Source organism: Bacillus sp. LNXM12-1 (genome assembly GCF_003004375.1).
In the GTDB taxonomy this organism is placed as follows: Bacteria; Bacillota; Bacilli; order Bacillales; family Bacillaceae; genus Bacillus.
The window spans coordinates 1-18,377 of the sequence record NZ_PVWX01000004.1; the positions used below are offsets into that span (position 1 = coordinate 1).

The 18,377-nt window shown below is 43.4% G+C and carries 14 protein-coding genes, 7 tRNA genes and 1 rRNA gene; 16 read left to right on the top strand and 6 right to left on the bottom strand.

The window, feature by feature from the left end; all coding sequences use genetic code 11:
* Nucleotides 1-139 precede the first annotated feature (139 nt).
* The 5 genes from rrf (at nucleotide 140) to C6Y07_RS14775 (ending at nucleotide 3,267) form a co-directional block, all read left to right on the top strand.
* Nucleotides 140-255, top strand: a 5S ribosomal RNA gene (gene rrf / locus C6Y07_RS14755).
* A gap of 42 nt (nucleotides 256-297) precedes the next feature.
* Nucleotides 298-372 (top strand) — tRNA-Asn (locus C6Y07_RS14760).
* A 1-nt stretch (nucleotide 373) separates the two neighbouring features.
* Nucleotides 374-446: transfer RNA gene (locus tag C6Y07_RS14765), tRNA-Thr, on the top strand.
* Nucleotides 447-800: 354 nt separating this feature from the next.
* The gene (locus C6Y07_RS14770; RefSeq protein WP_106156963.1) at nucleotides 801-2,240 is read left to right on the top strand and encodes a SulP family inorganic anion transporter; all 1,440 of its coding nucleotides are present in this window, start codon (nucleotides 801-803) and stop codon (nucleotides 2,238-2,240) included.
* Between the two features lie 46 nt (nucleotides 2,241-2,286).
* Nucleotides 2,287-3,267, top strand: coding sequence for a bile acid:sodium symporter family protein (locus tag C6Y07_RS14775; RefSeq protein WP_081311457.1), 981 nt, complete (start codon nucleotides 2,287-2,289; stop codon nucleotides 3,265-3,267).
* A 39-nt stretch (nucleotides 3,268-3,306) separates the two neighbouring features.
* On the opposite strand, the gene C6Y07_RS14780 is transcribed toward C6Y07_RS14775, so the two are convergent.
* From C6Y07_RS14780 to murQ, 6 genes are read right to left on the bottom strand one after another with little or no spacing between them, the layout of a single operon-like run.
* Nucleotides 3,307-4,554 (bottom strand): exo-beta-N-acetylmuramidase NamZ family protein, encoded by a 1,248-nt coding sequence (locus tag C6Y07_RS14780; protein WP_106039410.1) that lies wholly within the window; start codon nucleotides 4,552-4,554, stop codon nucleotides 3,307-3,309.
* A gap of 11 nt (nucleotides 4,555-4,565) precedes the next feature.
* The gene (locus C6Y07_RS14785; RefSeq protein WP_106071690.1) at nucleotides 4,566-6,485 is read right to left on the bottom strand and encodes a glycoside hydrolase family 3 protein; all 1,920 of its coding nucleotides are present in this window, start codon (nucleotides 6,483-6,485) and stop codon (nucleotides 4,566-4,568) included.
* Nucleotides 6,486-6,498: 13 nt separating this feature from the next.
* The gene (pbp4b, locus tag C6Y07_RS14790) at nucleotides 6,499-7,854 is read right to left on the bottom strand and encodes a penicillin binding protein PBP4B (protein ID WP_106071691.1); all 1,356 of its coding nucleotides are present in this window, start codon (nucleotides 7,852-7,854) and stop codon (nucleotides 6,499-6,501) included.
* 19 nt (nucleotides 7,855-7,873) lie between these two features.
* Complete coding sequence (locus tag C6Y07_RS14795) at nucleotides 7,874-9,247, bottom strand: PTS transporter subunit EIIC (RefSeq protein ID WP_060595392.1); 1,374 nt, start codon at nucleotides 9,245-9,247, stop codon at nucleotides 7,874-7,876.
* Nucleotides 9,244-10,113, bottom strand: a complete 870-nt coding sequence (locus tag C6Y07_RS14800; RefSeq protein ID WP_106048549.1) for a MurR/RpiR family transcriptional regulator — start codon at nucleotides 10,111-10,113, stop codon at nucleotides 9,244-9,246. The genes C6Y07_RS14795 and C6Y07_RS14800 overlap by 4 nt, the downstream gene beginning before the upstream one ends.
* A gap of 14 nt (nucleotides 10,114-10,127) precedes the next feature.
* Complete coding sequence (gene murQ / locus C6Y07_RS14805) at nucleotides 10,128-11,039, bottom strand: N-acetylmuramic acid 6-phosphate etherase (RefSeq protein WP_106039406.1); 912 nt, start codon at nucleotides 11,037-11,039, stop codon at nucleotides 10,128-10,130.
* A gap of 220 nt (nucleotides 11,040-11,259) precedes the next feature.
* Between murQ and C6Y07_RS14810 the strand changes: the two genes are divergently transcribed.
* From C6Y07_RS14810 to glmM, 11 genes are all read left to right on the top strand, one after another.
* A tRNA-Glu gene (locus tag C6Y07_RS14810) sits at nucleotides 11,260-11,334 on the top strand.
* 6 nt (nucleotides 11,335-11,340) lie between these two features.
* Nucleotides 11,341-11,416 (top strand) — tRNA-Val (locus tag C6Y07_RS14815).
* A 3-nt stretch (nucleotides 11,417-11,419) separates the two neighbouring features.
* Nucleotides 11,420-11,492: transfer RNA gene (locus C6Y07_RS14820), tRNA-Thr, on the top strand.
* Between the two features lie 28 nt (nucleotides 11,493-11,520).
* Nucleotides 11,521-11,605 (top strand) — tRNA-Tyr (locus tag C6Y07_RS14825).
* 4 nt (nucleotides 11,606-11,609) lie between these two features.
* A tRNA-Gln gene (locus tag C6Y07_RS14830) sits at nucleotides 11,610-11,681 on the top strand.
* Between the two features lie 136 nt (nucleotides 11,682-11,817).
* Nucleotides 11,818-12,729, top strand: a complete 912-nt coding sequence (gene rocF / locus C6Y07_RS14835; protein ID WP_060595395.1) for an arginase — start codon at nucleotides 11,818-11,820, stop codon at nucleotides 12,727-12,729.
* A gap of 183 nt (nucleotides 12,730-12,912) precedes the next feature.
* Nucleotides 12,913-13,476: an RNA polymerase sigma factor SigW gene (sigW, locus tag C6Y07_RS14840; RefSeq protein WP_003217112.1), complete on the top strand. Its 564-nt coding sequence runs from the start codon at nucleotides 12,913-12,915 to the stop codon at nucleotides 13,474-13,476.
* Nucleotides 13,477-13,490: 14 nt separating this feature from the next.
* Nucleotides 13,491-14,117, top strand: a complete 627-nt coding sequence (gene rsiW / locus C6Y07_RS14845; protein ID WP_060595396.1) for an anti-sigma-W factor RsiW — start codon at nucleotides 13,491-13,493, stop codon at nucleotides 14,115-14,117.
* Nucleotides 14,118-14,334: 217 nt separating this feature from the next.
* On the top strand, nucleotides 14,335-15,156 hold the full coding sequence (gene cdaA / locus C6Y07_RS14850) for a diadenylate cyclase CdaA (protein ID WP_060595397.1): 822 nt from the start codon (nucleotides 14,335-14,337) through the stop codon (nucleotides 15,154-15,156).
* Nucleotides 15,149-16,558 carry a CdaR family protein gene (locus C6Y07_RS14855; RefSeq protein ID WP_060595398.1) on the top strand — a complete coding sequence of 470 codons (1,410 nt, stop codon included), beginning with the start codon at nucleotides 15,149-15,151 and terminating at the stop codon, nucleotides 16,556-16,558. The genes cdaA and C6Y07_RS14855 overlap by 8 nt, the downstream gene beginning before the upstream one ends.
* Before the next feature lie 25 nt (nucleotides 16,559-16,583).
* Entirely contained in the window at nucleotides 16,584-17,930 is a 1,347-nt protein-coding gene (gene glmM, locus C6Y07_RS14860; RefSeq protein ID WP_034664420.1) for a phosphoglucosamine mutase, read from the top strand.
* The last annotated feature ends 447 nt before the right edge of the window (nucleotides 17,931-18,377 follow it).

The following is an 18,377-nucleotide window of genomic DNA, read 5'->3' on the forward strand; positions in this document are numbered from 1 at the left end:
ATCAGGTTGATAGGTCTGAGGTGGAAGCGTGGTGACACGTGGAGCTGACAGATACTAATAGATCGAGGACTTAACCTATATTCTAATGTGAAGCTTGAACATTGTTATCTAGTTTTGAGAGAACATTCTCTCCATCAGGTTTGGTGGCGATAGCGAAGAGGTCACACCCGTTCCCATACCGAACACGGAAGTTAAGCTCTTCAGCGCCGATGGTAGTTGGGGGTTTCCCCCTGTGAGAGTAGGACGCCGCCAAGCTTTTTGTTTATATCCTTCCAATGGAAGAAGTTACTTTATCATTCCGCAGTAGCTCAGTGGTAGAGCTATCGGCTGTTAACCGATCGGTCGTAGGTTCGAGTCCTACCTGCGGAGCCATGCTTCCATAGCTCAGTAGGTAGAGCACTTCCATGGTAAGGAAGAGGTCAGCGGTTCGAGCCCGCTTGGAAGCTTTCCTCTAAATTATAATGATTAATGTTTAAGGTTTCTCGATGATGAGAAGGCTTTTTTTGTTTGTTTTCATATATATTAAATTCGTTCATGTTTAACTACAAACAAGATTGCTATACGAATGGAGCAATTTGCTTGGAAGCTTTGCATTAGGTTTCTACATATGCCTTTTTTCGTTCTTGATACTTCAGTGCCTTTTTATGCTTACTAAAGTGATGAAATCCTCTCTAACAAAAGACTCTGTACGTTCCTCTTTCCCCCGAAAGTGAAGCATTGTTTATTTTTCCTTTCTTCATCTCCAGGTTTGGTTGATCTTCTTTTCTTGTTCGGTATGTATATAAAAAGGAGTAGATGGTTTGAAAGATTTATTTGTAAAGCAAGAATGGTTTGGGCATGTGCGTCAGGATGTGCTTGCGGGTATTTTAGTGGCTCTGGCCTTAATTCCAGAGGCGATTGCGTTTTCGATTATTGCGGGCGTTGATCCGAAGATCGGGTTGTATGCTTCGTTTTGTATTGCAATTGTGATTTCGTTTGTTGGTGGACGGCCAGGTATGATTTCGGCCGCTACAGGGGCTATGGCTCTGGTCATGGTTAATTTGGTTGCCGATCATGGATTGCAATATTTGTTTGCAGCTACGATTTTAACAGGTCTGATTCAAATAGTGTTTGGACTCTGCCGAGTGTCTCGTCTGATGAAATTTATTCCGAGGTCCGTGATGGTTGGTTTTGTGAATGCGTTGGCTATTATGATCTTCATGGCTCAGCTTCCACATTTCGTCGGAGAATCAATGGCCATGTATATCATGACAGGTGGCGCCTTGTTGATTATTTATTTATTGCCGATGGTGATAAAGGTGATACCTTCCCCACTCATTGCGATTATTGTCATGACGATCATTGCTGTATTTGGACATATTGATGTTAGAACGGTTGGAGATATGGGAGAGCTTCCTAGTTCTTTGCCTGCTTTTCTGATTCCTCAAGTACCGTTTAGCTGGGAGACACTTACTATCATTTTTCCTTATTCTTTAGCACTTGCGATGGTTGGTTTACTTGAGTCTCTTTTAACTGCACAGATTGTCGATGATATGACGGAGACGTCTAGTCGTAAGAACAAGGAAGCGAGAGGTCAAGGGATTGCTAATGTGGTTGCAGGATTCTTTGGTGGTATGGCTGGCTGTGCGATGATTGGTCAATCAGTGATTAATACGAAGGCAGGCGGGCGTGGCCGTCTTTCTACCTTTGTAGCGGGCGCATTTCTAATGGTGCTGATTTTTGTACTCGGAGATGTGGTGGTTCAAATTCCGATGGCTGCTCTTGTGGCTGTGATGATTATGGTCTCCGTTGGGACATTTGATTGGAGTTCCTTTCAGCAGCTAAAAAAGAATCCGAAAACAGATTCTATTGTCATGATTGTCACGGTCGTGACTGTGGTGTTGACTCATGATTTATCAAAAGGTGTGTTTGCAGGTGTGCTGCTTAGTGCGATATTCTTTGTAGCAAAAATATCAAAGCTTCATATTACCTCTACAGAAAGCCAAGCGGGTATTTGGGTGTATCGAATTAAAGGGCAAATTTTCTTTGCTTCTGTCACTGATTTCATCCAAGCGTTCCATCAGGAGGAAGATCTCCAAGCCGTTGTGATTGATTTGTCTGAAGCGTGTATATGGGATGAATCAGGCGTGGCAGCGATAGAACGTGTAAAGGAAAAGTATCAAGCAGCTGGTGTACAGGTAGACGTAGTTGGAATGGATACCTCGAGTCGAAAGCTTGTGAAACAGGTGAATGGTTCTTAAAAAGATCTTTCTGTTTGTTACAATAGAAAAGGTAAGAAAGTGAAGGATGGAGGTGGCCGGCATGCTTGTGCGTTTGAACCAAGTGCTCGGCCGGATGATGCCGCTTATTACGCCCATTAGTGTGTTACTCGGTGTATTATTGTCGGCCTATTTAAAGGATTTTACGTTTATGGTGCCCTGGGTATTTGCCATGATGACATTTTCAGGGAGCTTGTCATCTACTTTTTCAGCTTTAAAGCATACGGTGATGCACCCATTGCCTTTGATTTTATCGTTTATGATTTTACATGTGCTGATGCCCCTTTATGCCTGGTCAGCGGGGCATTTGATATTTGCGGGTGATTCCATGACGATCACCGGTTTGACGCTTGCGATGGTGATTCCAACAGGTGTTTCTAGTTTAATATGGGCGGCGATGTATAAAGGGAATGTCGGGTTAACGTTATCTATCATTTTAATTGATACATTGCTTTCGCCATTGATTGTGCCAGTAAGCTTGTCACTCTTCGTCGGTACACAGGTCCATATGGACATGGTTGCGATCATGAAAGGGCTGTTTGGTATGGTGGTACTGCCCTCTATTTTAGGGATGCTCGTTCGCCAGTATGCAAAGCCATCGGTGACGAAAACAATTAGTCAGACCCTGTCTCCTTTTTCAAAATTAGGCTTGTTTGTTGTCGTATCGATTAACAGTTCTGTTGTCGCCCCATATTTGCGTGAACTGGATGTTGCATTTTTTAGCAAAGCAGCGACTGTCTTTTTCATTGCGATGAGTGGATATGCTTTTGCATGGTTGATTGGAAAGGTGATGAAATGTACTCAAGGGGAGATTGTGGCCATTGTGTATACGGGCGGCATGAGAAATATTAGTGCCGGAGCTGTGCTTGCTATTAGCTTTTTCCCGCCTGCTGTTGCTGTCCCTGTTGTGATTGGCATGCTATTTCAGCAAGTGCTTGCTGCCTTGTTTGGTTTCTTACTCAATCGTTTTGAGCTGAAGGCGCCTGCTGTGACTAAATCTTTATCATGAAAAGACCTCCATCTTATGAGATGGAGGTCTTTTTGCGAATTAATAGATGAGATATTTCTTCCGTTTCTTTTCGAACGATTTGAGGTCATGATGATAGCGCTTCATGATGTGTTTGACGGAAGTACCTTGATTGATTTCTTCTTTGATCCAACCATTTCCGATGAGTTTATCAAAGCTGCCTGTTTGAAGGAACTGAAAGTCTTTTGGATATAAATCATGTATGGCTTTGATGATGGATAACCCTGTTTTTACCGCTTCGAATGAAGAGCTGTCTGTGACGTATAGCTGCACACCGTGTGATAGCTTACCTGCATGTTTAGAAAAAGTGGGGGTGAATGATACTGGTCTAAATTGTACACCCTTTAGTTTTAACTGATTTAAATGATCTGCTAGTTCGCTGCTATTGATATATGGAGCGCCAATGAGCTCGAACGGTTTTGTTGTTCCTCTGCCTTCAGAGACATTTGTTCCTTCAATTAATCCTGTGGCGGGATATACAAAGGTACTATCCACTGTCGGCATGTTAGGTGAAGGAAGGACGAACGGCAGCTTCGTGTCATCAAACGTCATGGAACGCTTCCAATTTTTCATTTTGATGACTGTGACATCAGCATTGATATGAAACTCTTTGTTAAAGAATTTTGCTAGTTCACCAGTGGTCATTCCATGTCTTAATGGTATTGGATAGAGCCCTACAAATGAAGCGTGCTCAGGTTCTAAGACAGGGCCTTCTACTTTTAGTCCGCCAATGGGGTTTGGACGGTCTAGGACAACAAAGGGAATGTTGTTTTCTTTAGCGGCCTCCATCGCATAAGCCATCGTGTAAATATAGGTGTAATAACGAGCACCAACATCTTGGATATCAAACAGCAAGACATCTACATTTTTGAGCATGTCAGGCGTGGGTTTTCTTGTTTTTCCATAGAGAGAGTAAACAGGGAGACCTGTTTTTTCATCAGTATAGGATTCGACGCCTTCTCCTGCTTGTGCATCGCCGCGCACACCATGTTCTGGTCCATATAGAGCAGTAAGCTTGATACTTGGATGCTCAAATAGGAGATCGACACTGCTTTTCATATTTGCATCAATACCAGTTGGGTTCGTAATGAGGCCGACCCTTTTCCCTTTTAACCATGCAAGGTTGCCTGAGAGTAGTGTTTCGATCCCTGTTTTGACCGCTGCTTTTTTTCCTTTTGTATCTGTTCGTTCTTGGTTTGCGGGGGAGGCGGCGGTCAATGTGCTCATAATGAGAATGCTTGCGAGTATCAAGCTTGCTGTTTTTTTCAAGAGAATCCCTCCTATTTGATCTGTTTCCCTTTCAAGTTGAGTCCATAGCCGAATGGATACAGGGTTTGATTTGGATGAGTGACAGATGGGATATCCACAGGCAATTTGCCCTTAGGTGATGCAGCGCCAAATATCACTTCTAATCCAGCAGGAATATTTGGCTGATTGAATTGCCCGTTTGAGTAGCCTTTAAAACCGTAAACGGCTAGTAAGGCATCAGCCTCCTCAAAATTTGCCGCATCGTAAGGATTTCTTAGACTCATGATGACCATTTTTTTGTTTTGTGCTGCTGCTTCTTTCATAACAGCACGAGGGAAGGCAGTAGCCCATTTTTTCGGGTCCTGTACATTGTCATCAATCACACCATCATTCACAGCTGGGTCATTTTGGACAACGTAAGAGCCGGTAATCACATAGTCAGCATCTTGTATTAGTTTGGCTGTTTCTTTAGTGAAGGTCTTATCCGCAAACGCATATGATTGGATACGTACAGGCTTGATCTTTTTTTGTTTGATCAGAGAGTCAATTGTGACAGACATGGCTTTTGTCTGATCTTCGTAAGGTGCCATGACCAAGATCTTGTTATTCTTTTTAGGCTTGAATGGTAAGGTCTTTTCGTTGTTTTTAAGCAGGGTGATCCCTTCACGTGCCATTTTTTGTTCTGCTTTCCGGTGCGACTTTTTCCCAACGACTTGAGTGGCTTTTTTGATTTTTTTCTCAAGGGTGATGGGTTTCTTGGAAGAAATGATGCCGCGTTTGATTTTCAATTGAAGAATTTTTTCGACAGATTGGTTGATTTGAGACATCGGAATTTCTTTCTTTACAACCGCCTGTTTTACAGCATTGAACACATTCTCTAGGTTTTTTTCTGTTTTTAGAGAGGTGACTGGTGCTGGCATAAGGGCGATGTCGACACCTGCCTTAATAGCCATCACCACGGCTTCTTCCTGCCCAAAGTTATCTGCAATCGCTTTCATATTTAGGGCGTCTGTTACCACAACACCTTGAAAGCCCATCTCTTCTTTTAATAAGTGTGTGATGACTTTTTTCGATAAGGTTGCTGGAACCATAATGTCCTCGCCATCTTTTTTGCTTTTGTACGTTGTGTGGTCAATGGCAGGGAATTGAACATGAGCGGTCATGACCATATCCGCACCAGCGTTGATGGCTTGTTGAAACGGATACAGCTCCACTTTTTTAAGACGATCTAGGTCATGTTCTACGAGCGGCAAGCCATAGTGACTATCGACGGCTGTATCACCATGTCCCGGGAAATGCTTTAGTGTGGAAATGGTCTTTTCCTTTTGAAGTCCTTTCATGGTTTGAAGGCCAAGCCTAGTGACAAGAGCAGGATCAGAGCTAAAGGAACGGACACCAATGACGGGGTTGTTTGGATTATTATTCACATCAAGCACAGGAGAGAAGTTTGTATTGATCCCTAGTGCGTTTAGTTCTTTGCCGATGATTTTACCTGTGTCGTATGCATTTTTCTTACTTCTAGAGGCACCAATCGACATATTTCCTGGGAAATGTGTTCCCTTTTGTAATCTTGTGACGATTCCACCTTCTTGATCAATTGAAATGAGTAATGGAATCTTTGGTGATGCTTTTTGAAATTCATGGGTGAGTTTGACGGTTTGTTTCGTATCAACGACATTCTCCGCAAATAAGATGACACCGCCTAGATGATATTTTTCAACAAGATGGGACACTTCTTTATTCATCTTTGTTAAGCCTGTAGGTGCAGATTCATCTTTTGTTTGCCAATTGCGAAAGTCTGGCATGAGCATTTGACCTATCTTTTCATCCAGGGACATGTCTTGCACCATTTGTTTTGCGGTTGGAAGAGGGGCAGAGCTAACCTTTTCCGTTGGAATGGAAGAGGTTAGCAGGGCCAAAACCAGAGTAGCGGGGAAAAGAGCTTTTAACATCGAATTCCTCCTTTTACTTAAAAGATTCGTAGATTGCGGTCATGATGCTTCCATAAGTACCAGTTGGGAAAAGGTCACCTTCAAATTGATTTGGGTTGGTTTCAGGTGAAACGACAGGCGAATGTTTCTTATTTGTCAGCAAGACGATACCTAGATTATGTTTTGGATCAATCAATGTCATGGTTCCGGTCCAGCCAGTATGTCCATAGGCTTCGTTACTTGCATATTTTCCAAACATCCATTCCATGTCAGTATGACCGTTTTTACGCCAGCCTAGCCCGTAAGTTGGGTTTGTATCAGAAGAGGCTGTAAAGAGATCGATAGAAGCTTGATCAAAGATGGTTTTTTTTCCATAGCCTCCTTTGTTCAGCATGAGCTGGAGCAGCACGCCCATATCTGACATGTTAGAGAAAAGTCCGGCATGACCAGAGATACCTGCCATTGAGTAATATGCTTTCTCATCGTGGACTTCGCCTAGCAGGGTGTACCTGCGAATGTTTTCAAAATCAATGACACCATCTCGCGAATTACCTAAACGTTCGGTTGCTGCAAAATGCTTCGGTTTAAATCCTTTTTGCAGTGGATTGAACATTGTATGTTTGAGACCTAGCGGCCGATAGATCGTCGACTCTACATATTGATCAAGAGGCATACCTGTTTTTTTCTCAATGATCATGCCTAACAGCATGTAATCAATGTCACTATAAATGTGCTGGGTGCCTGGTTTGTATTGCAGCGGCACCTTCGGCAGCCATTTCATCGTTGTCTTTCTATCTTGAGAGAAAAAAGAGCCGGCGGCTTCTTTGCTATAAAATAAGACACTGGAAGGGAGCCCGGCAGAATGGGTCAGAAGATCTTTTACACGGAGCTGATCTTTGCCGGTTACCTTTGCATCTGGTTCATCTTTAAAATCTGGCAGGATGGCTTGTATTTTTTCGTTCACATCCAGTTTTTTCTCGTAGACGAGCTTTTGCAGGGCATAGTTCGTCGCATACATTTTGGTGTTGGATGCTAAGTCGAACAGTGTATTCTTTTTCATTTTCTTATATGATTTGAGTTCAGTTGTGCCTTCGTATTTTTGCCTGTAGCCATAGGCTTTTTGATGGACGATTTTTCCGTCTTTGATAATGATGAGTGCGCCTCCTGGAAATCCTGCTTTGATGTCGTTTTGAATCATGTGATCAACCTTCCTAAGCTGCCTGGAAGAAAAACCTGCTTGTTCCGGTCGTTTTGCCTTTTTTAAGACGGGATATTCTTCAGGTGCTGTTTTAGACAAAGACGATACAGGATGGGAGCTAGTTGCAAATGTTTGTACGGGTAATCCAAGGAGCATGAGCAGACTTGTTATTAAGAGAAAGTATTTCTTCAAGAGTTAGACCTCCTATTGCTTATTTTTCCTCAAATTCAACAGCCATATCATCATGAAAACCAAATAAGTATGTGAAAATAAATCCAGCGACATATGCAATAAAGAGTCCGATTAAGTAAAGAAGCATTTGATGTGTGTGAACAATAAAGGTTAATGGGAGACCTGATACACCAATCGCCTTCGTTGCAATTTGGAAGTAGGCTTGAAATGCGCCGCCGATTCCAGCGCCAAGACAAGCAGTGAGAAATGGTCGTCCCAGCGGGAGTGTAACACCGAAAATGAGTGGTTCACCAATGCCGAGCATCCCTGAAGGAAGTCCACCTGCGATGGCTCTTTTGAGTTTTTTCTTTTTTGTTTTCATATAAATGGCGAATGCCGCACCTACCTGTCCTGCACCGCCCATAGCGAGAATTGGCAAAAGCGGGTCATCTCCAATGGAATTAATGAGTTCCATATGAATTGGTGTCAGTCCTTGGTGAAGTCCTGTCACAACAAGTGGAAGGAAGGTCGCACCAAGAACAAATCCAGCGAAGATTCCGCCCATATTTAATAGATAAGTTAATCCTGAGGTGATGGCATCCGATATAAATCCGCCGACTGGCATGAAGACAACGTACGTAAAAATGCCTGTAATGAGTAGTGTGATGGTTGGTGTGACGATGATATCAAGTGATTGCGGGACGAAGCGTCTAATTCGGGTTTCCACAAGTGCCATAAAGATGGCGGCTAGAAGAACACCGATGAGCCCGCCTCTGCCTGGTAGAATATTTGTGCCAAATAACATAATGTCTGCGGAGGCTGGGTTAATAATGAGGATACCAGCTAATGCGCCTAATGCAGGAGAGCCTCCAAACTCCTTTGCGGCATTTGATCCGACTAAAATACCGAGATATGCGAACAAGCCTGAACCAATAACGGTTAAAATGATCGCTGCTTGAGACTTTTCATCGAGCCAGCCTGCTTGCACGATTGCTTTCGTAATCCCTGTAATAAGACCTGATGCAACGAGTGCCGGAATGATAGGAATAAAGATGCTGGCAATCCGTCGTAAGAACAGCTTGAACGGTGTGCGGTTCTTTTGTGAAATGGCTTGCTTGTTTTTTTGTGCTTCATTGTTTAAATCATAAGAGCCAGAGGCATTTAGCAGCTGTTCAAACGCACTTGATACTTGGTTGACAACACCTGTACCTAAAATGATTTGAAGCGTTTCTGCCTCAACGACACCAATGACGCCATCGAGTTCTTTAATTGCTGTGATGTGAACTTGTTCATTGTCAATCGGTGTAATTCGGAGACGCGTCATACAATGTGTATGGGAAGAGATGTTTTCAGAACCACCACAGAGAGAAAGAATGTCTTTCGCCAACTGCTGATATTTCTTTTGATGACTCATGTTGAATCCCCCTTTGATTTTCGTTTCATGGAGCGGATGGCATGTCTTGTCTTGTCAATATATTGCGCTGTCTCTTCATATTGACGGGAAGCTAAGCTGAGGAACAAGACATCAATTAAGTAGAGCTGTGCCATTCTAGAGGAAGTGGCTGCACTGCGAAAAGGTGCTTCATTGGAACCGGACGTCGATAGGTGAACATCACTTAAGGCAGAAACGCTTGTTTGACCAGGATGCGTTAAGGCAATGATTTTCACTTGATTGTCTTTTGCGAGCTGAAGGGCTTGAATGATGTCTAACGTTTCTCCTGAAAAGGATATACCGAACACGATGTCATTCTTTCCTGCATTTGCGATGACCGTTGATGCGATGTGCATGTCAGTGAAGGCAGTCGCTGCATAATTGATTCTGAGAAATTTCTGCTGGGCATCCGCTGCGACGATGCCAGATGCACCGACGCCGATAAAATGGATTTGGTTTGCATGCAGCAGTAATTGAACAGCTTTTTCTAATGCTTCTGCATTTAAAATAGAAGCGGTGTCCTTAATCGATTGAATCGAGTTTCCTGCTGTTTTTTGAATAATGGATTGAAGCGGTTCATCTTGTTCGATATCACGATAGCCTTGTTTATCGTCGTGCATCAAGTCTCCAGCGATTCGCATTTTTAAATCGTGATAGCCATCTAGCCCGAGAGATTTACAAAGGCGGATGACAGCAGAGCTGCTTGCTCCGGCTGCCTGACTGATCTCGTGTACTGTGCTTTTAATGACTTTGTCAGGATGGGCAAGAATATAGTCTGCAATGATTTTTTCAGATTGGGGGAGCTTTGCTTTCATTGTGTGTAGTAGGGTGAGTCCACCTGCTGACATGAGCTCTGCCTCCTTTAGGATTGATGATGAGAGATGGCTTTGTCGATATGGCCATTCGCTTTGTTGAGTAAATCCTTGGCTGTTTTTTTGTCTGTGTTTGTTTGGAGCATGACGATGGCGGTTTTGACTTCTAAGTCTGCTGCTTCAAGAGTCTTCACGGCTTGTTCATAGGAAGCGTTTGTCACATGTTGAATGATGGTGATGGCGCGTTCTTTTAATTTATGATTGCTGACTTTTACATCAACCATCAGGTTTTCATATACTTTACCTTGTCTGATCATGACAGAGGTGGAAAGCATATTTAAAATCATTTTATGAGCGGATGCGGCTTTCATTCGTGTTGACCCAGTGATGGCTTCTGGTCCTACAATGACTTCAATGGCGCAGTCTGCCAGCTCGCTAATTTCTGCTTGTTCATTGCAGCTGAGGGCTACTGTTTTTGCGCCGATGGATTTAGCGTAGTTTAAAGCGCCGATGATGTAGGGTGTCCTGCCGCTGGCGGCGATACCGACGACCGTATCTTTTGATGTCAGGTGAATGTGTACTAAATCCTGTTTGCCGGCTTCTTCACTGTCTTCCACATCTTCGGCAGCATGTGAAAAAGCAGAGTCGCCGCCTGCCATGATACCGACAATCACATCAGGTGAGACGCTATAGGTAGGGGGACATTCAACAGCATCCATCACGCCAAGTCTGCCGCTTGTCCCGGCTCCTAAATAAACGAGTCTACCCCCATTTGAAATGGATTCATAGGCGAAGTCACTTGCTGTTTTGACATGTGGTAGGACACGGTTCACTGCTTGAGCGACCTTCATATCTTCTTCATTGATCAGCTGGAGTATTTCGAGCGGATCTGCTTGTGATATTCCCATTGTGTTAGGGTTTCTTGATTCTGTTGTCAAAGAACGCAATTGAGATGGCTGCATGCGACATTCCTCCTTATTTCTTCATTTTCAGTATATTCAGTGTGATATGAAATTTCAACATTATATTTAAATATTGAAATTATATTTCACTCGAAACGTTGTGCTAACTGAAGGTAAATAATTAGAAAATAAAAAAAATAAAAATCCCCTTTACAAAAGGGGGACAACCTGTATATAATAACTTTTGTCAGCTTCACGGAAACAGCAAACTTGACAAACTGGCCCGTTGGTCAAGCGGTTAAGACACCGCCCTTTCACGGCGGTAACACGGGTTCGAATCCCGTACGGGTCACCATGATGTGGAGGATTAGCTCAGCTGGGAGAGCATCTGCCTTACAAGCAGAGGGTCGGCGGTTCGAGCCCGTCATCCTCCACCATATGCCGGTGTAGCTCAACTGGTAGAGCAACTGACTTGTAATCAGTAGGTTGGGGGTTCAAGTCCTCTTGCCGGCACTGTTTTTTCTTTATCAATTCCATATGTGGAGGGGTAGCGAAGTGGCTAAACGCGGCGGACTGTAAATCCGCTCCCTCCGGGTTCGGCGGTTCGAATCCGCCCCCCTCCACCATTTTTGGGCTATAGCCAAGCGGTAAGGCAACGGACTTTGACTCCGTCATGCGTTGGTTCGAATCCAGCTAGCCCAGTTAAGACACCTTTTTCAAAAAGGTGTCTTTTTTTATGTTGGCAGACGGAATGTATAACTATTCAAAATATTGTTGAGTTGAGTCAGAAGGCATCGAGAAAGTAAAATATAAGCATGAACGGAAAGGGGATGTACATATGGGAGATCAAAAGAAGGTCACGATTGTCGGAGTTCCGATGGATTTGGGTCAAATGAGAAGAGGCGTCGATATGGGACCGAGTGCGATTCGGTGTGCAGGCGTAAAAGAAAAATTGGAATCGCTTTCATTTGATGTGGAGGATCTCGGCGATATTTTGGTTGAACAAAGAGATGATGAGAAAGGTTTATATACAAGTGAAAAGCTAAAAAATTTAACGGAGAATGCTAGTGCGAATCAGCTGCTAGCTGAGAAGGTTGACAGTATTGTGCAATCAGGCTCATTCCCGCTCATTTTAGGCGGTGATCACAGCATTGCGATAGGAACACTTGCGGGGGTAGCCAAGCATTATGAAAACTTAGGTGCCATTTGGTATGATGCACACGGTGATTTAAATACAGAGGAAACCTCTCCTTCTGGAAATATACATGGTATGCCGCTTGCAGTCAGTCTCGGTCTTGGGCATGCTGATTTAACGAACATTGGTGGTTATTCCCCTAAATTGAAGCCTGAGAATGTTGTTATAATTGGTGCTCGATCCTTAGATGAAGGAGAGCGGGCATTGATTAGAGAGAAAGGCATTAAAGTGTATACGATGCATGAAATAGATCGTTTAGGGATGACAAGGGTGATGGAGGAAGCCATTTCATATTTAAAGGAAAGAACAGATGGTGTCCACCTGTCGCTTGATTTAGATGGACTAGATCCAGCGGAGTGCCCTGGTGTAGGAACTCCTGTGGCGGGTGGCATTAGTTACCGGGAGAGTCATCTTGCCATGGAACTTTTAGAGGAAGCGGGTATTTTGACTTCAGCTGAATTTGTTGAGGTGAATCCGGTTTTGGATGAAAAAAATAAAACAGCCGAGGCAGCTGTTGCGTTGATTGGTTCGTTAATGGGCGAAAAGCTATTGTAGAGCGGGACTTGTTCCCGTTCTTTTTTGTTTTGGAGAAATTTAAGGATATATTAAGGTTTTTACCGGTGGATATGCGTAACACGCTGTCAAAAATTTGTTACACTATTTTTTAGAGGAGAATGAAACCTTTTGGAAAGAGATTCGTATACATAAAGACCGGTGAAGGCAGAGGTTGAATATACTATGGACACAATGATTAAAAAGAGAATTAAGCAATTGAAAAAAGGCGACCAGAACGCATTTGCAGACATCGTAGACCTGTATAAAGACAAAATTTATCAGCTGTGCTATCGTATGCTTGGGAATGCACACGAAGCAGAGGATATTGCACAGGAGGCGTTTATTCGTGCCTATGTGAATATTGAAAGCTTTGATGTGAATCGTAAGTTTTCTACGTGGCTGTACCGCATTGCAACCAACCTGACCATCGATCGTATTCGCAAAAAAAAGCCGGATTATTATTTAGATGCAGAGGTGGCAGGAACAGAAGGATTGAATATGTATTCTCAAATTGCTGCTGATGGCATTTTGCCAGAGGAAGAGGTGGTGTCTCTTGAATTATCGAGTACCATTCAGCAAAAAATTCTAAGATTACCCGATAAATATCGTTCGGTCATCGTATTAAAGTATATTGATGAACTCTCGTTAAAAGAAATTAGCGAGATTCTGAATATACCCGTTGGTACGGTGAAAACGAGAATACACAGGGGTAGAGAGGCTCTCCGGAAACAGTTGAGAGACCTTTGAGTGAGGTGATTTTGATGAGCTGTCAGGAAAAAATCGTCCTGCTTATGCATCAGTATTTAGACGGGGACATTGAGCCCCAAGACGAAAAAGAATTAAAAAGCCATCTGCAATCGTGTGAGGAGTGCCGTACTCATTTTCAACAAATTGAGAAATCCATCGCGCTTGTGCAGAGTACATCTCATATAGAAGCACCATCTGATTTCACTGCAAAGGTGATGGCAGGTCTTCCAAAGGAAAAAAAGCGTGTGTCGGTTCAAAGATGGATCAAAGCTCATCCGCTGATGGTGGCCGCTGCCCTCTTTCTCATTTTGATGGGAGGCAGTCTGTTTACAAGCTGGAATACCGATCATAATTTCAGTGTGTCAAAACAGTCGAATCTCGTCGTTGTAAATGATACAGTGACCGTACCTAAAGGGGAAACCGTAAAAGGTGATGTCACTGTCAAAAATGGCAAGCTGATTGTAGAAGGCAAGGTTGATGGAAATGTCACCGTCGTCAATGGGGAACAGCTGACTGCTTCTGCCGGACAAGTCACTGGTCAAATTAATGAAATTAATGAAGTGTTTGATTGGATTTGGTACAAAATGAAATCCACAGCACAAAATGTGATGCGGGTCATTGGACCAGAGGAGCAAAAGTAATCATACGGGTCGAGAGCAGTCTCTTTATGGGGCTGCTCTTTTTCTATATTATAGGTCAGAATGTATGCGAACTAGCACGCCAGCCATATATGGCAACTGTTTTCCTTGCTGAAACAAAATGTGGTATAATAGCCACGCTATGTATTTACACATAGTCTCTTTTTTTATTAAAAATGCATCAAACGAAGAATAACTGAAAATTCTGGAGGACGAGGAAATGGCTTTAGGGGATATTCCTTTTTTGCAGTACCTCGGTAATGCTGTTGATGTTCTCGTTGTTTGGTATGTGATATATAAATTAATGATGGTCATCCGCGGAACAAAAGCGGTTCAGCTTTTAAAGGGAATTGTGGTCATTGTTCTTGTCAGGATGGGAAGTGCGTATCTCGGTCTTAACACACTTCAATGGCTGATGGATCAAGCGATTACGTGGGGATTCCTTGCGATCATTATTATTTTTCAGCCAGAGCTAAGGAGAGCGCTTGAGCAGCTTGGGCGCGGCCGTTTCTTCTCAAGAAGCGGGACACCTATAGAGGAACAGCAGCAGAAAACGATCGAGGCAATTACAAAAGCAATTAAATATATGGCAAAACGCAGAATCGGCGCGCTGCTGACAATTGAGCGTGATACTGGGATGAATGATTACATAGAGACTGGAATTCCTTTGAATGCAAAGGTGAGTTCAGAGCTGCTCATTAATATTTTCATTCCAAATACACCGCTTCATGACGGTGCTGTCATTATGAAGCGTGATGAGATTGCAGCTGCGGCTTGTTATTTACCGCTGTCAGAAAGTCCTTTTATCTCTAAGGAACTGGGGACGCGTCACCGGGCGGCAGTCGGAATTAGTGAAGTGACAGACAGCTTAACCGTCATCGTTTCTGAAGAGACAGGCGGCATTTCTGTCGCAAGAAATGGTGATCTCCACCGAGAATTGACAGAAGAAGCGCTTGAAGAAATGCTGATTGCTGAATTTAGTAAGAACAGCAAAGATGCTTCCTCGACCAAATGGTATTGGAGGGGCAAGAAAAATGGATAAGATTTTGAATAATCGCTGGGCCGTAAAGCTTCTTGCATTGGTCTTCGCTTTATTGCTGTATGGTGCAGTCAATTCAGCGCAAGCGCCCACGCCGAAAAAAATCGGTGAATCCTTTTTCCCAACATCGACGACAGATGAAGCAACTTTAACCGACATTCCTGTTAAGGCGTATTATGATGACGAGAAGTACGTCGTTACTGGCGTGCCGCAAACAGTCAATGTGACGATTAAAGGGTCAACGAGTGCTGTGAAAACAGCAAGACAAACAAAGAACTTCGAAATATATGCAGATATGCAGAATTTATCCACAGGTACCCATAAAGTGGAGCTGAAGGCAAGAGATGTATCAAAAGGGCTCACACTATCGATCAACCCATCTGTGACGACGGTGACGATACAAGAAAAAACAACAGCAGAATTTCCTGTTGAAACTGAATTTTATAATCAAAATAAAATCAAAGATGGCTATTCACCTGAACAGCCTATTGTGAATCCGAAAAAAGTCACAGTCACTGGTTCAAAGGACGTAATCGACAAAATTTCTGTCATTAAAGCATTTGTGAACCTAGAGGATGTCGATCAGCAAATTGAAAAGGAAGCGAAGCTCACTGTGTATGATAGCAGCGGGAATGAGCTGCCAGTCGAATTGAGTCCGTCTGTGGTGAATATTACAGTTCCCATCTCAAGTCCAAGCAAAAAGGTTCCGTTTAAAATAGAGCGGACTGGCAGTTTGCCGGATGGGATCAGTATCTCAAGTATTGAGACAAGCCCGAGTGAGGTCACAGTGTACGGCTCTCAAAAAGTGCTGGATTCGCTTGATTTTATTGATGGCGTCAAGCTGGACCTAAGCAAGATCAAAGATGATACCGAGATTGATGCCGACATTCCCCTGCCAGATGGTGTGAAAAAGGTATCGCCCGAAACCGTCAAGATCAAAGTGAAGGTTGCAACAGCGCAAGAAAAAAAGATCGATAATGTACCAATTTCTGTCGTAGGTCTGAGCAAGGATCTCACCTCTGATTTTGTGAGCCCATCTTCTGGACGGCTCACGTTAACAGCAAAAGGATCAAAGAGTGCGATTGATAAACTAAAGGCTTCAGATGTTGAAGCCTATATCAATGTTGGGGACTTGAACGAAGGAACACATGAGGTCACAATTCAAGTGAACGGTCCTCAAAATGTGACGTGGACATTATCGAGATCAAAGGTCAAAGTGAAACTGACTTCTACTGAGACAGAAGATCAGCCAGCGTCTACGAATGATCGCAAGGATCCATCTTCTGATGACGATGATCAGGATGAGAAAAGTAAAGAAGAATCCACGCAAGATAAAGCAAAGAAAGAATCAAGTCAAAGACAGCGGATCAAAGAAGATAAAAAAGAGGACGAAGCGTCCTCTTGAATGGTAAAAAAGGAGCGATTGAAACATGGGCAAGTACTTTGGAACTGATGGTGTAAGGGGTGTGGCGAATAGCGAATTAACGCCAGAGCTCGCATTTAAAATTGGGAGATTTGGCGGCTATGTGCTCACGAAGGATAAAGAACGTCCAAAGGTACTCGTTGGACGAGACACACGTGTATCCGGTCATATGCTAGAAGGAGCGCTCGTTGCAGGCTTACTTTCAATTGGCGCTGAAGTGATGCGTCTAGGTGTAATCTCAACACCTGGTGTGTCTTATTTAACGAAGGCAATGGACGCAGAAGCGGGTGTCATGATTTCTGCTTCTCACAACCCAGTTCAAGACAACGGAATTAAATTCTTCGGCGGTGACGGCTTTAAGCTGTCTGATGAACAGGAGAATGAAATTGAGCAGCTGATGGATCAGCCGGTCGATCAATTGCCACGCCCAGTTGGAGCGGATCTTGGAACGATGAATGACTACTTTGAAGGTGGTCAGAAATACTTGCAATTCTTGAAGCAGACAGCGGACGAGGATTTCACAGGTATTCACGTGGCGCTTGACTGTGCTCACGGTGCAACCTCTTCTCTAGCGACACATTTATTTGCGGATTTAGATGCTGATGTGTCCACAATGGGAACATCACCAAACGGATTGAATATCAATGATGGTGTCGGCTCAACTCATCCAGAGGCACTTTCTGCTTTTGTGAAGGAGAAGGGTGCAGATATTGGTCTTGCGTTTGATGGTGACGGAGACCGTTTAATTGCTGTCGATGAAAAAGGTGATATTGTAGACGGCGATCAAATTATGTACATATGTGCACGTTATTTGAAGGGCGAAGGCCGATTAAAGGATGACACCGTCGTGTCCACGGTCATGAGTAACTTAGGTTTCTATAAAGCGCTGGAGAAACAAGGCATTAAGAGCATCCAAACCGCTGTTGGTGACCGGTATGTGGTCGAAGCGATGAAAAAGGATGGCTATAATGTCGGTGGTGAGCAATCAGGCCACTTGATTTTCCTTGATTACAATACGACAGGCGATGGCATGCTTTCTGCAATCATGCTTGTCAATACACTCAAAGCAACAGGAAAAACATTGTCAGAGCTTGCAGCTGAAATGGAAAAATTCCCGCAGCTTCTAGTAAATGTGAAAGTGTCTGATAAATATAAAGTGGAAGAAAATGAAAAAGTAAAAGCAGTGATTCAAGAGGTCGAAAAAGAGATGAACGGTGATGGCCGTATTCTTGTTCGTCCATCTGGAACAGAACCGCTTGTACGCGTGATGGCAGAGGCGAAAACAAAAGAGCTGTGTGATGAATATGTGACTCGAATTACCGCTGTTGTGAAAGAGGAAATGGGTATCGAGTAATAGATGAAAGCAAATCGCCAGCGGCGGTTTGCTTTTTTTTCGAATAAACGTCATAAATGGATGGATTTGTACGAATCTTATAAGCGAGGGCAATTTGCTGCCTTCATACATAGGAGAGCACATCAAAGGTAGAACATGACAAGCCTCATCGCATATAGTGTATGGAGGTCTCACTTTCTTGAGCGGGATCACCCGCTAAATTGTGATTGACGGAGGTCAGACCTTATAGTACAATCATCCTTGTGTTACTGGATTTTTATTCTATCAGGAAAGGCAGGGTAGATGTTCAGCAACTCTCTTATAATTATAGCGCCCGAACTAAGCGATCGGACGAAAGATGCTTAGTTGACGAGGATGGAGGTTATCGAATTTTCGGCGGATGCCTCCCGGCTGATCAAAAAAGAGATCACAGCCGTAAGTGTTTCTTTAAAGCAAAGAGGTGACTCT